The organism is Imperialibacter sp. (assembly GCF_040222385.1).
GTDB lineage: Bacteria > Bacteroidota > Bacteroidia > Cytophagales > Cyclobacteriaceae > Imperialibacter.
Genome location: NZ_JAVKDF010000028.1, coordinates 25,350 through 37,631 on the forward strand (window position 1 = coordinate 25,350; position 12,282 = coordinate 37,631).

General features: G+C 45.8%; 12 protein-coding genes. 5 read left to right on the forward strand and 7 right to left on the reverse strand.

The annotated features are described in order from the left end of the window. Positions 1-18: 18 nt before the first annotated feature. Together rsgA and RIG68_RS14390 are read right to left on the reverse strand one after the other, a co-directional pair. Positions 19-942: a ribosome small subunit-dependent GTPase A gene (rsgA, locus tag RIG68_RS14385; protein ID WP_350123459.1), complete on the reverse strand. Its 924-nt coding sequence runs from the start codon at positions 940-942 to the stop codon at positions 19-21. Between the two features lies 1 nt (position 943). Continuing rightward, the gene (locus RIG68_RS14390; RefSeq protein WP_350123462.1) at positions 944-2,194 is read right to left on the reverse strand and encodes a 3-deoxy-D-manno-octulosonic acid transferase; all 1,251 of its coding nucleotides are present in this window, start codon (positions 2,192-2,194) and stop codon (positions 944-946) included. A 268-nt stretch (positions 2,195-2,462) separates the two neighbouring features. Between RIG68_RS14390 and RIG68_RS14395 the strand changes: the two genes are divergently transcribed. Beyond that, on the forward strand, positions 2,463-3,524 hold the full coding sequence (locus RIG68_RS14395; protein ID WP_350123465.1) for a DUF6588 family protein: 1,062 nt from the start codon (positions 2,463-2,465) through the stop codon (positions 3,522-3,524). A gap of 79 nt (positions 3,525-3,603) precedes the next feature. Here the strand turns inward: RIG68_RS14395 and lolA1 are convergent, their stop codons facing one another. The 4 genes from lolA1 to xerD all read right to left on the reverse strand — a co-directional run bounded on the left by lolA1 (position 3,604) and on the right by xerD (position 8,952). Then, on the reverse strand, positions 3,604-4,242 hold the full coding sequence (gene lolA1 / locus RIG68_RS14400; protein ID WP_350094221.1) for an outer membrane lipoprotein periplasmic chaperone LolA1: 639 nt from the start codon (positions 4,240-4,242) through the stop codon (positions 3,604-3,606). A gap of 130 nt (positions 4,243-4,372) precedes the next feature. Then, entirely contained in the window at positions 4,373-6,841 is a 2,469-nt protein-coding gene (locus tag RIG68_RS14405; RefSeq protein ID WP_350123469.1) for an FtsK/SpoIIIE family DNA translocase, read from the reverse strand. Between the two features lie 138 nt (positions 6,842-6,979). Further along, a complete protein-coding gene (locus RIG68_RS14410) occupies positions 6,980-8,002 on the reverse strand; it encodes a quinone-dependent dihydroorotate dehydrogenase (protein ID WP_350123472.1) in 1,023 nt (340 codons plus the stop codon). A 50-nt stretch (positions 8,003-8,052) separates the two neighbouring features. After that, the gene (gene xerD / locus RIG68_RS14415; protein ID WP_350123475.1) at positions 8,053-8,952 is read right to left on the reverse strand and encodes a site-specific tyrosine recombinase XerD; all 900 of its coding nucleotides are present in this window, start codon (positions 8,950-8,952) and stop codon (positions 8,053-8,055) included. An 85-nt stretch (positions 8,953-9,037) separates the two neighbouring features. Between xerD and aroQ the strand changes: the two genes are divergently transcribed. The 4 genes from aroQ to rnhA are packed head-to-tail and all read left to right on the forward strand — an operon-like array spanning position 9,038 to position 11,601. Next, positions 9,038-9,460 (forward strand): type II 3-dehydroquinate dehydratase, encoded by a 423-nt coding sequence (aroQ, locus tag RIG68_RS14420; RefSeq protein WP_317490792.1) that lies wholly within the window; start codon positions 9,038-9,040, stop codon positions 9,458-9,460. Beyond that, the gene (locus RIG68_RS14425; protein WP_350123478.1) at positions 9,457-10,524 is read left to right on the forward strand and encodes an aminotransferase class V-fold PLP-dependent enzyme; all 1,068 of its coding nucleotides are present in this window, start codon (positions 9,457-9,459) and stop codon (positions 10,522-10,524) included. Before aroQ ends, RIG68_RS14425 begins: the two co-directional genes overlap by 4 nt. Before the next feature lie 46 nt (positions 10,525-10,570). Further along, positions 10,571-11,146, forward strand: coding sequence for a MarC family protein (locus RIG68_RS14430; protein ID WP_317490794.1), 576 nt, complete (start codon positions 10,571-10,573; stop codon positions 11,144-11,146). Then, entirely contained in the window at positions 11,143-11,601 is a 459-nt protein-coding gene (gene rnhA, locus RIG68_RS14435; RefSeq protein WP_350123481.1) for a ribonuclease HI, read from the forward strand. Before RIG68_RS14430 ends, rnhA begins: the two co-directional genes overlap by 4 nt. Before the next feature lie 11 nt (positions 11,602-11,612). Here the strand turns inward: rnhA and RIG68_RS14440 are convergent, their stop codons facing one another. Next, the gene (locus RIG68_RS14440) at positions 11,613-12,095 is read right to left on the reverse strand and encodes a hypothetical protein (protein ID WP_350123484.1); all 483 of its coding nucleotides are present in this window, start codon (positions 12,093-12,095) and stop codon (positions 11,613-11,615) included. Positions 12,096-12,282: the final 187 nt, after the last annotated feature.

Below are 12,282 nucleotides of genomic sequence, written 5' to 3' on the forward strand. Positions count from 1 at the left end.
TTCTATTTGAAGCATGTGCTATCGGCGATTGTCCTCGTCGTCGTACATCGACAAATAGCTGTTGTATCTGCTCGCTGGCACTTTCCCACTATCCAGCGCCTCAACTATCGCACACCCCGGCTCATGGGTATGCGTACAGTTATGGTATTTGCATTGCCCGATAAGCTCTCTCATTTCAGGGAAATAATGGCTGAGCTCTTCTTCTTCAATCTCTGCCAAAGCTAGCTCCTTTATTCCTGGTGTATCAATTACAAAAGTATTTTTTTCAATTTCAAACATTTCTGCAAATGTGGTGGTGTGCACACCTTTATTCGCAAAGTCAGATACTTCCTGTGTTTTTTGGGTGACGCTGCCGGTGAGCTTATTCAAAAGGGTCGATTTACCCACGCCGGAATGGCCTGAAAACAACGATGTTTTTCCGTGGAGTACTTCTTTTAGCTTTTGAATATCCACGTCGTCAAATGAAGACATTATGAGTGACGAATAACCTATTGATTTGTATGTTTCCATCATTTCTTCGACAAAACTGCGGGCCTCATCGTCCCACAAATCCTTTTTATTGAATAAAATGAGAGAAGGTATCCTGTAAGCTTCTGCAGTTACTAAGAATCTGTCGATAAAGCCTGTGGAAGTTTTTGGATATACTACAGAAGCAACCAGTACTGCCAGGTCGATATTCGAAGCCAGGAGGTGCCCGTAGGCCATTTTTTTGGGAGACTTTCTAATGATGTAGTTGTCTCTTGGATAAATATCAGTAATGATGTACTCGGTGTCAGAGCTTGGCTCAACAACGATTTTCACCCAGTCGCCAACCGTTACCGGGTTGGTCACCTTTTGCTTGTCCAGTTTGAATTTTCCCCGGAGCCGACAGTTTACCACAGCTTCGTTTTCCAGTAGCACTGAATACCATGACCCGGTCGACTTAATGACTCTGCCTTTCATGCTACTTAAGTTGTTTGATCAGGTAATCAACGATAGTGTTGGTGGCTCCGGTTTTGCTTTGGACGTAATCTCCGGCTGCCTTACCCTTCGCCTTCCTAGTTTCTGCGTTTTCTACCAGATCGGTTAGCACTTTTGTGGCCTCGGCAGAGGAGCCTATTGGCAGCCCCCCTCCTGAGTCGATAAGACCTGCGATTTCCGCAAATCTTGCATTTGTTTCGCTGTCTCCCCACAGCACTGGAATGCCAAAAGCTGCTGGCTCCAGGGTGTTGTGAAGCCCTCCCCGAAAGCCACCACCCACAAAGGCGATTTCCCCGTAGCCATAAAGAGATGATAGCATGCCAATATTATCGATCACGAGCAGTCGGTAGTTAGCGGCGTTTTCAGCGGTTGCTTTCGAAAAACGGATGGATGAGTGATTGAACTTCATTTCAATTTTAGTCAGAAAACCTGGCTCAATTTGATGTGGGGCAATAATGACCTTGACTTTTTTACCCAGAGCGTTGAGCGCCGGAAAGAGTACTTTCATGTCACTCTCCCACACACTTCCGAGCACTATGACCAACTCATCATCTTTGAACACCCTGGCTATTTCTATGTCCCGTGCTTGCTGCCTTATGGCGGTCACTCTGTCAAACCTTGTATCACCAGCTATGGTTATTTTATCGATGTTGATACTTTCAAGTAATTGCTTGCTGACTTCATTTTGCACAAAGAAGTGATCAAAATAGTAAAGCGACTCCCTGAGGAATCCCCCATAGCTTTTGAAGTAAATCTGGGCTTCCCAAAAAATAGACGAAATGGAGAGCAGTGGGATGTTTCGGCTGTGTGCCTGGTCTATGTATTCCTTCCAAAACTCGTACTTAACAAACACAGCCAGCTTTGGATTGGTGAGATCATAGAACCGTTTAACGTTTTCTACAGACTCAATTGGCAGATAGCAGATATAATCAACCATCGCATACCCTTTTCTCACCTCAAAGCCCGATGGAGAAAAGAAAGTGAGCAAAATTCTCACGTTTGGCAGCCTTCTTTTGAGTTCTTCAATTACGGGCCGTCCCTGCTCAAACTCTCCCAGCGAGGCGGCATGAAACCAAACAAGTGGTTCGCTGCTCGAAGGTAAATTGTCCTCAAGGTTACGAAACAGGTTCTTTCTCCCCTTATAAAAAAGGGCGGCTTTCGGGTTCACAACAGCAACAATTCTTATCAATGCAAAGTATATCCAGGCCCCTGCTTTATAAAGAAAGTAGATCATGCCGCAAATTAAGTAAAAAACGCACCACCATGCTGACCAACTTCGCTTCTTCGCAGGGAATGCTGGCTGACGCTTTTGGGCGGACTTTGTGTGCTCCCTTTTAAGTCAACGGGGAGCTATGCAAAATAAATACCCACTTTAGGGGATTGATGCCAACGCTCGAAAAAGTCAATTTTGAGAACATTTTGATAAATCTTGAGATGAATTGATTAAAATTACATTTTAATAGGTTTGACTAAATAATGAACCAATCTAAATCGTATAACGTATGAAGTCTGTTTTTACAAAAGTTTTTAGTTGTCTCGGGTTAGCCCTTTTTATTGTTGTTCTTTCTTCAAAGGAGTCAAGAGGTCAGGATTTCTCTGAAGTGTTGAAAGCGCAAGGTGACGATGCTGAAAAATTGCTGGAAAACTACGTGGGGCCTTTTTTTACTGGCTTTGGCGTAGGTATGGCCAATGGCTGGTACAACACTGCTGCTCCTCACAAATTTCCTGGTTTTGATTTGACCGTTTCCGTGAATTTGGCCTCAGTTCCGCAAGAGGGACAGGTTTTTAAGTTCAATGCATCCGACTACAGTTCAATTTCTGGGGTGAGTCAAAATGGAGGCGCTGCCCAAACCACTGCCGATGTGGAAACACTTTTCGGGCCAGGAGACACTGAATCAGAATTACAGTTAAGTTATCAAAGAGAATACCAGGGACAGACCTATACGGTAAATAGCGCTGTTGAGCTACCTTCAGGGTTTGGGTTTCCTTATGTACCAACCCCTGTAGCACAATTGGGCATAGGCTTGCCGAAAGGCACTGATTTGAAACTGAGGTTGATGCCAACCATTGCTTCAGAGGATTTTTCTATCAGCCTATTCGGTATTGGCGTCATGCACGACTTCAAACAATGGATTCCTGGAATGAAAGTGCTCCCGTTCGATGCCTCGGTACTTATTGGCTACACAAAGCTAAGTGCCGAAAACAGTTTTGCTGGTTCTGAAATCACTGATGACGGAACCGGAGAGATTTCCGTGAGCTCGCTGACTTATCAGATACTTGTATCCAAAAAGCTATCCATCCTTACCGTATACGGCGGGTTTGGTGCCAATTCGATTAAGTCGAACTTGAAAATGTTGGGGACTTACACAATCGAAGCTGAAGCTTCAAACGGTGCTTCTGCGGATATCGAATTGCAGGATCCTGTCGACTTGATGTTCAAGTCAGGAGGAGCAAGAGCCACCATCGGACTTCGTTTGAAGCTGGCTATCCTCACCCTACATGGTGATTATACCGTGCAGAAGTACAATACAATTACTGCTGGCGTTGGATTCAGCGTGAGGTAATTCAAACAGAATCACATAAAAAAGAAGGCCATCGATGTTTCGATGGCCTTCTTTTTTATGTTCTTTAGAAGCAGGATGACTAACGAAAGTCAATCACTTCTACACCTTTGTGGGCAGCTATGTCAAACACAAATACTTTGTCGCTAAGAGTTGGCTGCTCAGTGAACTTCGTGATGGCGTAAGTGTATCTGTTGCCTGATTTGTCGAAGATCTTAAAGCTGTTCAGGTTGTTTCCTGCGCTTGTAATGTCCATCCTTATCTTAAAGTAGTTCAGGTTTTTGTCGTCGGGAACCAAGTCCACAGTCTTTTTGGTGGCAGTGGTCATGTCATCCACCATCATGTATTTGTAACCTGTTTTATATAAGTCAAATATATTGTTCAGGTTAATCTCAGCATCATCAGGGCTGTAGGTGTTGATTGTCACCTCATTGACTTCCCCAAGGTAAGTCCAAACGGTTTCGCCATCATTGATGATTTCCTGCCCTTCGAGCTCCAGCTTAAACTTTGCTCCCTTTACCGTAATTTTCCCTGCAAATTGTTCATTGAGACCTTCCTGCGGGTTCTCAAGTATGTAGGTGAAATCGGCTGTGAAGGCTGGTACCTTGCGGTACTTATTGCTCATAGCATCAAGAACTTCTCTTGCAGCCGGGTCTTGCTGTGCGTAAACAAAAGTGGTCAATACTAATGCTAATAAACTCAATACTCCTTTTAATGTCATTGCTTCTTTTTTAAAAACTATCATTTCCAACTTGTAAAACTACACCTTTTATCTCACCAATCTCTCAATAAAGTTTGAATGCTTCAGATTGTGGAGGTCAGGTACCTGTTGTCCAAGTTTGGTGCCAAGTTTAATTATCAAGCCCTTTAAGGATAAATTCCAGCTCCATTTCGTCTTTCACCAGCACTTCTCTCGCCTTGCTACCCTCAAATGGCCCTACTATTCCGGCTGCTTCCAGCTGGTCGATGAGCCTTCCCGCCCTGTTGTAACCCAGCTTCATTTTTCTTTGAATGAGCGAGGTGCTGCCCTGCTGATGCATAACGATAAGCTTGGCGGCCTCATCAAACAAAGCATCCCGGTCGGATAGATCTACTTCGCCCACTCCGCTTTCGCCGCCCTCGTCTCCGTCAAATTCGGGAAGGATGTAAGCGGTATCATAACCTCTTTGAGCTGCAATGAATTCGCACACCCTTTCTACTTCTGGTGTGTCTACAAAGGCGCATTGCAACCTGATGATGTCGCTACCTGTAGACAGCAGCATATCGCCCATGCCAACCAACTGGTCAGCACCACCAGCGTCGAGAATGGTGCGTGAGTCGATCTTGGAGGCTACCCTGAATGATAGCCTTGCCGGGAAGTTGGCTTTGATTACACCCGTGATGACGTTCACAGAGGGGCGCTGTGTGGCCACCACCAGGTGAATGCCTATGGCCCTGGCTAGCTGCGCCAGTCGTGCAATGGGCGTTTCTATTTCCTTGCCGGCTGTCATCATCAGGTCGGCTAATTCGTCAATCACCACTACGATGTAAGGGAGGAACCTGTGGCCTTTGGTTGGAAGCAGTTTACGGTTGACGAACTTTCCGTTGTATTCTTTGATGTTCCGGCAAGCCGCATCTTTCAGCAAATCGTAGCGCTGATCCATCTCAATACACAGAGAGTTCAGCGTGAATATCACTTTCTTGGTGTCGGTGATGATGGCTTCTTCACTGTTGGGTAGTTTCGCTAAAAAGTGCCGCTCTATGGTGTTGAACAGCGTTAATTCAACTTTTTTCGGATCGACCAGCACAAACTTGAGCTGAGAAGGATGCTTTTTGTAGATCAGAGAGGTGAGCAGCACGTTGATGCCGACTGACTTTCCCTGTCCCGTGGCTCCAGCCATCAGCATGTGGGGCATTTTGGCCAGGTCAAGCACGAACACTTCGTTGGAGATGGTTTTTCCTAAAACCACGGGCAGCTCCTTGTCGCTTTTCATGAACTTCTCCGTCATGATCACCGACTTCATGTCCACCATTTCCCGGTTCTTGTTAGGCACTTCAATGCCTATGGTTCCTCTTCCCGGAATGGGGGCAATAATCCGTATCCCCAGAGCAGCCAGGCTTAGCGCAATATCATCTTCGAGGTTCTTGATCTTGGAAATCTTCACCCCGGCGTCAGGCACTATTTCATAGAGCGTAACAGTAGGGCCGATGGTTGCCTTAATGCTGGAAATGCCAATTTTGAAGTTGGTAAGGGTCTCGACGATCTTGTCCTTGTTGGCCTCCAGCTCTTCTTTCGTCACTTTTACCTTGTTGTCGGGGTAGTCGTTCAGCAACTCAGGCGTTGGATACTTGTATTTCGGCAGGTCGAGGGTGGGGTCGTAGTTGGCCAGCTTTCCGTCTACAACCTCTTCCTCGACTTCCTCCACCTCAAGGGCTACGTCTTCAGACACTGAGGGCTTGGGCGATGTGCTGAGGATTTTTTTGAGGGCTTTGTCTACTTCCTGCTCTGCCTCCAGATCTTCCTCATTGAGTAGCTCCAGCGGCACATTGCCGGTGCTTTTTTCTTTTACGGGTGGCTCCTTGTCAAGGGCTAGTTCTATAGGCTCTTCGTTGTCTTTTCCGCTCACAGTCCAGCTTTCGAGTTCTTCTTCGTCGGAAACCTCTTCTGTTTCTTCAGCAATTTCTCCCTCCAAAGCCTCATTTTCTACTGCCGGAGCCGGAACTGTTTCAGTAAAAAGTTTAGTGATGTTGAAGAAATAGATATTGAAAGCCAGAAATGCGAAGACCAAAAACAAGAAGGTGCCCCAGCCCATGAATTCGTTAAAAATCAGGGCCAGCTCGTAGCCGATGCCTCCACTAAGGAATCCGTATTCTGAAATCTCATTACTGGAAAGCAAAAAGAAGCCCAGCAGGAGGCTTGTCCAAAAGATGAAGAACAAAGAAAACGAAAGCACCCGAAAGGGTGGGAGCAGGTATTTGCCAAATAGTATTTTGAACCCGACGATGAATAGAAACGGGGGAACCAGCAGGCACGCAATACCAAACCACTTGAAAATAAAGAAATGTGAAGTGACGGCACCGAGGAGCCCAAGCCAGTTTTTGATTTCCGACCCCGAAGCCCTTATTCCCGTATCCATGAATGACTCCACCACACTTTGGTCGGCCTTACCCGAAAACAAGTAGGAGAAAAATGACACAAATAGGAAGATGGAAAGAATGAGCAAAAAGAAGCCGAAAACGAGGTGGGTTCTTTTGTCCTTGAAAAAATTGGGAAGGGGCGTGCTCTCCTTCTTTGGTTCTTCTTTTTTGTAATTATTTGTTTTGAAAGTGTTTTTTGCCATGTAGGAGGTTCTCCCAGGATGTATGAATAAGCCTCAAAAATAGTGATACCTCTTCAGCAATTCAACGAAAGACACAGGAGTTTCTTGTGCGCTCCTTTGCCAGCAACTATGAGCTTTCTGCTGCAAGCTTTGCAACGATCAAAGCTGTTTCAGAATGTTCTTGACAATGGATGGCCCTTCGTAAATAAAGCCTGAGTACACCTGCACCAGGGAGGCGCCAGCATCAAGTTTCTCCTTCGCATCGGCTGCGGAAGAAATGCCTCCCACACCAATGATGGGAATACTGCCTCCGGTCTTTTCGTGCAGATAACGAATAACTTCGGTGGATCTTGATTTCAGAATCTTTCCACTGAGACCACCTGCGCCAATTTGTTCTACCTTTTGCTGGTCAGTAACGAGGCCTTCTCTGCTAATGGTGGTGTTGGTGGCAATAATGCCAGCAATGCCGGTTTCAGAGACAATTTCCACTACGTCATCCAGCTGGCTATTGGTCAAATCCGGAGCAATTTTCAGCAGGATAGGCTTAGGTGCTGGCTTGGAAAGGTTTACCGTTTGCAGACTGGAAAGTAGCTGCTTCAAAGGCTCCTTTTCCTGTAGCGCCCGGAGATTGGGCGTGTTGGGTGAGCTTACGTTTACCACAAAGTAGTCGACCACATCAAATAGCTTAAGGAAATTGAGAACATATTCGTCGACAGCTTTCTCATTGGGGGTTACTTTGTTTTTGCCAATATTACCACCAACAATTACCTTTGATTTTCTTTGACGAAGCCTTGCCACGGCAGCGTCCACCCCCTGGTTGTTGAAGCCCATTCTGTTTATAAGGGACTCATCTTCGGGTAGTCTGAAAAGCCGTGGCTTCGGGTTTCCTTCCTGCGCTTTTGGCGTCAATGTCCCAATTTCTATGAAACCAAACCCCAGTGCATCCAGGCTGTCGATCCATCGGGCGTCTTTATCAAATCCGGCAGCCAGACCAACGGGATTGGGGAATTTGATGCCAAACACTTCTTTTTCCAGTGAAGGCCGCTGGTAGCTAAATAGTCTAGAAATTAGCCACTTTCCGCCAGGCGTTTTGCAAACCAGCGAGAGCAAGTCCATGGCCAGGTAGTGAGCCTTCTCGGGAGAAAATAGAAAAAAGAAGGGCTTAATAAGGGCTTTGTACATTCAACGATATTTATGAGCAAAGAAAACAACAAAGCATTAATCCACCAATTTTAACTCCTTGGATGATACTGCGTAATTACCTGCCTCAGGTAGTCTCTGTCGAGGTGGGTATAGATTTCCGTCGTAGTAATGGATTCGTGCCCCAGCATTTCCTGTACGGCCCTCAAGTCGGCACCGCCTTCTATAAGGTGCGTGGCAAAAGAATGGCGGAAGGTGTGCGGGCTGATTTTCTTTTTTAGCCCAATTTTCGCTGCCAGGTCTTTGATCACCATAAACACCATCACCCTGCTGAGCTTAGAACCCCGCCTGTTCAAAAACACAAATGCCTCATTACCTGGTTTGATGGGAATATGCACCCGCACCTCGTTCATGTACATAGTGAGGTATTTCTTGGAGTCGGAGCCGAGTGGCACCAGCCTTTCTTTGCTGCCTTTACCCAGCACCCTGAGAAAGTCCACATCCAGAAACACGTTTTCTCTTTTAAGACCGACTAATTCTGATACCCTCAACCCAGAGCCGTACAATGTTTCCAGGATGGTTCGGTTGCGCATGCCCTCCGGTGTGGAAAGATCAATGGCGGCCAGAAGTTGCTCAATTTCATTGTAGTCGAGAGTGTCGGGCAGCTTGCGCCCAAGCTTGGGCGACTCAATCAGCACCATCGGATCTTTCTGTATGTCGCCCTCATTGAGCAAAAACCGGAAGTAGGCCTTAAGACCGGAGATGATCCGTGCCTGCGAGTGGGCGGCCAGACCAAGTTCGTTCACATGTTCCAGAAAGTCGTGGATATGCTTGGGCTTTACTTCTTCGGGTCCCAGCGAAAGCCCTTTGATTTCCATAAACTGTGCAAACAGGCGCACATCGTGAAGGTAGGCGTCAATAGAATTCTGAGCCAGAGAGCGCTCTAGTTTCAGGTAATTTTTAAATTGCTTGACGTAAAGTTCCCAGCCCATAGGCAGTAAATTTAGGAGAATTGTACTTGCCAATAGTCAAGGAACATTTACTTTACAAAATATTTAGATAACACAGGCTTAAGGTATGCAAATAAGTATCGTTAACGGACCCAATCTGAACCTACTGGGAGTGCGTGAGAAAAGCATTTATGGTGCTCAGTCGTTTGAAACCTATTTCGAAGAACTCAAGAAAGCATTTCCATCTGTCGATTTGCAGTATTTTCAGTCAAACCACGAAGGGGAGCTGATCGACTATTTGCATAAAATTGGTTTTTCGCAGAAAGGCGTTGTGCTCAATGCAGGTGCGTTTACGCATACGTCGGTAGCGCTTGCCGATGCCATTGCTGCTATCGAAACACCGGTTTTGGAAGTTCACATCTCCAATATCTATGCCCGTGAGGCTTTTCGCCATCATAGCTATCTGACAAAGAATTGTGTAGGCATCATCAGCGGACTGGGGCTTACAGGCTACAAACTAGGAGTTCAATATCTGCTTGATAATAAATGAGCCACATCTCCTTTTATCCGGGGCCGTCGAGGGTCAATGCAAAGGTGACTGAGTACTTCTATGATGCTTACATGGAAGGAATACTTTCCGAAAACCATCGGAGTGCTGCCTTTATGAAGCTCTTCAAAAAGACAAAGAAGCTGCTCAAACAAAAACTCGATGTGCCCGAAGACTACGAGATCATTTTCACTTCGTCAGCTACCGAATGCTGGGAGATTATTGCGCAGAGTTTGACTGCAAAAGCCAGCTTTCATGTGTATAACGGAGCGTTTGGTAATAAATGGTGTGAATATGCTGGAAAGCTTGGTATTGAAACCCATGCCGCTTCATTTGATATAGAAGATTCAATCCCCATAAAGTTACTTGCCGTTCCCGACGAGGCGGATGTTGTTTGTGTTACACAAAATGAAACGTCCAACGGCACGCAGGTAAGCGACGTGGAATTGACGATCCTGCGGAGGCAATTCTCTGACAGGCTTATTGCAGTGGATGCCACCTCCAGCATGGCTGCCACCACGCTTCCTTTTCAGATGGCCGACGTTTGGTTTGCCTCCGTGCAAAAAGGCTTTGGGCTGCCTTCTGGCATGGGTGTTATGATCTTGTCGCCAGCTGCCGTGGCAAAGGCTGAGAAATTGAATGAGAACGATCACTACAACAGCCTTCTCTTTTCTATTGCCAATAGCAGAAAAGACCAAACGCCCTATACGCCAAATATTTTAGGCATCTACCTGCTTTGCCGGCTTATGGAAGATAGAAGGCCGATTGAAGACGTAGGTAGAAAAGTAAAAAACAGGTTTCTCGACTGGATGGATTTTCTGAACAAGTTTGATACATGGACACCGCTAGTAGAGAATGAATCGGTGCGTTCTACCACCGTCATACCATTGAAGGCTGAGCCGTCAGTGATAAAAGAGCTGCTGGAGAAGGCCTCTGATGCTGGGTTTACCCTCGGAAGTGGTTATGGTGAGTGGAAGGAAGACACTATACGAATTGCCAACTTTCCTTCCATCAAGAAAAAAGAAATCCAATCTCTTCGCTTTTTCCTCAAGAAAAACTTTGATTAGCTGATTCAGAGAGCAAAATTTGCGCTCCCAATTTTTCATAAGGAAAATGTTCAGCTTCAAAGAAATTCTTTCTGTTTCTCTTATCCTCTTTTCTGTTATCGATATCCTTGGTAGCATTCCCATCATTGTGTCGCTCAGGCAGAAGGTGGGCCATATACAGTCAGAAAAAGCTACGTTGGCTTCAGGAGTTTTGATGATCGTTTTTCTCTTTCTGGGAGAGAAAATTCTTGGCCTTTTTGGTGTTGATATCAGCTCATTTGCTATTGCCGGAGCGCTGGTGATTTTCATCATTGGTTTGGAAATGATTCTTGGGGTAGAGTTCTTTAAACACGAGCAAATAGAGGGAGGAGCTACATCCAGCTCCATTGTGCCCATTGCTTTCCCACTCATTGCTGGTGCCGGCACCATGACAACCCTGCTTTCCCTCAGGGCCGAGTACTCGCTACCGAATATTCTGGTGGGCATCGTGGTCAACCTGCTGTTCGTTTATCTGGTGTTAAAAACTACCAACTGGCTCGAACGTAAACTGGGCAAGGCTGGGCTCAACATCCTTCGGAAGGTATTTGGGATCATCTTGCTTTCGATAGCCATCAAACTGATTAAAACCAATCTGCTGACATGAAGGTAATTATGTACACCGACGGCGCAGCAAAAGGCAATCCCGGCCCTGGTGGATATGGCACAGTGTTGCTGCACAAAGAGCTCAGGAAGGAGCTAAGTCAAGGATACAGGCTGACTACGAACAACAGAATGGAGCTGCTGGCTGTCATCAGAGGACTACAGGCACTCAAAAGGCCGGGCGTGCAGGTGGATGTATATTCCGACTCACAGTATGTGGTGAATTCAGTGGAAAAAGGCTGGCTGGCAGGCTGGGTGAAAAAAGGGTTTAAGGGAAAGAAGAATCAGGATCTTTGGGAGGAGTATTTAAAAGCTTCATCACCTCATAAAGTGAAGTTTCACTGGGTGAAGGGCCATGCAGGTAACGTAGAGAATGAGAGGTGTGATCAGCTAGCAGTGCAAAGCGCTGAAGCTCCGCACTTGCTAGTTGACCAAGGATTCGAGGATTCTACTACTTAAACTTACGACTACTAAAGTTTCTTGATTCTGATAAATTCCAGGGCCTCCTCGAAGCTGCTCTTGTTCAATTTTAAGCTTAGCTCTGCCTTCAGTGTTTCGATAGTGTCCAATGGAAGGCCTGTTTTTGAGCACAATTGCTGTGCGTTGTATCCTTTGGCCGATAGCTCCAAAATAGTCGACTCATCAGTTGTGAGCCATTGTGATGCAGCCCTCAGGTTGCTTTCCAGTCTTAAATTTTCAATGATCAGTTCCTCGATAAGCGAGGCCATTTCATGCTCTGAGAACATATCACTTAGGATGTCGTTCTCGTCCAGATCAATATAGAAGTCTTCGTGGCCCACTTTCAAATAGATATATTTTTTATCATCGTCGTCTTTTTCTACCAAACGAGCTTCAAACATTCCTTTTCTTTTGTAATTGGTAATCAGCCCTATTACAGATGAGCTTTTAAGATCATCCGCAATTGGTTTATCATTGTTGATTTCAGGTTGCATGGCCTCACGGGGGTTAGAAGTTAGTAGTTCGACATTTTCAGAAACCCCAATGATTGCTCAGGTCATTTTTCGGCTGCTTTACTTTTTCCAGGTATCGCTTCCGAACAGGATTTCTGCTGTCATTTTTGTACGCATCGAAGTACCCAAGAATAACACGGAGTTCTATACCTATTTTTAGGTATTTTTA

What these genes read in the sequence shown, in the direction of transcription:
- rsgA (WP_350123459.1), bottom strand. Translation starts at nt 942, where the DNA reads ATGAAAGGCAGAGTCATTAAGTCGACCGGGTCATGGTATTCAGTGCTA.
- RIG68_RS14390 (WP_350123462.1), bottom strand. Translation starts at nt 2,194, where the DNA reads ATGATCTACTTTCTTTATAAAGCAGGGGCCTGGATATACTTTGCATTG.
- RIG68_RS14395 (WP_350123465.1), top strand. Translation starts at nt 2,463, where the DNA reads ATGAAGTCTGTTTTTACAAAAGTTTTTAGTTGTCTCGGGTTAGCCCTT.
- lolA1 (WP_350094221.1), bottom strand. Translation starts at nt 4,242, where the DNA reads ATGACATTAAAAGGAGTATTGAGTTTATTAGCATTAGTATTGACCACT.
- RIG68_RS14405 (WP_350123469.1), bottom strand. Translation starts at nt 6,841, where the DNA reads ATGGCAAAAAACACTTTCAAAACAAATAATTACAAAAAAGAAGAACCA.
- RIG68_RS14410 (WP_350123472.1), bottom strand. Translation starts at nt 8,002, where the DNA reads ATGTACAAAGCCCTTATTAAGCCCTTCTTTTTTCTATTTTCTCCCGAG.
- xerD (WP_350123475.1), bottom strand. Translation starts at nt 8,952, where the DNA reads ATGGGCTGGGAACTTTACGTCAAGCAATTTAAAAATTACCTGAAACTA.
- aroQ (WP_317490792.1), top strand. Translation starts at nt 9,038, where the DNA reads ATGCAAATAAGTATCGTTAACGGACCCAATCTGAACCTACTGGGAGTG.
- RIG68_RS14425 (WP_350123478.1), top strand. Translation starts at nt 9,457, where the DNA reads ATGAGCCACATCTCCTTTTATCCGGGGCCGTCGAGGGTCAATGCAAAG.
- RIG68_RS14430 (WP_317490794.1), top strand. Translation starts at nt 10,571, where the DNA reads ATGTTCAGCTTCAAAGAAATTCTTTCTGTTTCTCTTATCCTCTTTTCT.
- rnhA (WP_350123481.1), top strand. Translation starts at nt 11,143, where the DNA reads ATGAAGGTAATTATGTACACCGACGGCGCAGCAAAAGGCAATCCCGGC.
- RIG68_RS14440 (WP_350123484.1), bottom strand. Translation starts at nt 12,095, where the DNA reads ATGCAACCTGAAATCAACAATGATAAACCAATTGCGGATGATCTTAAA.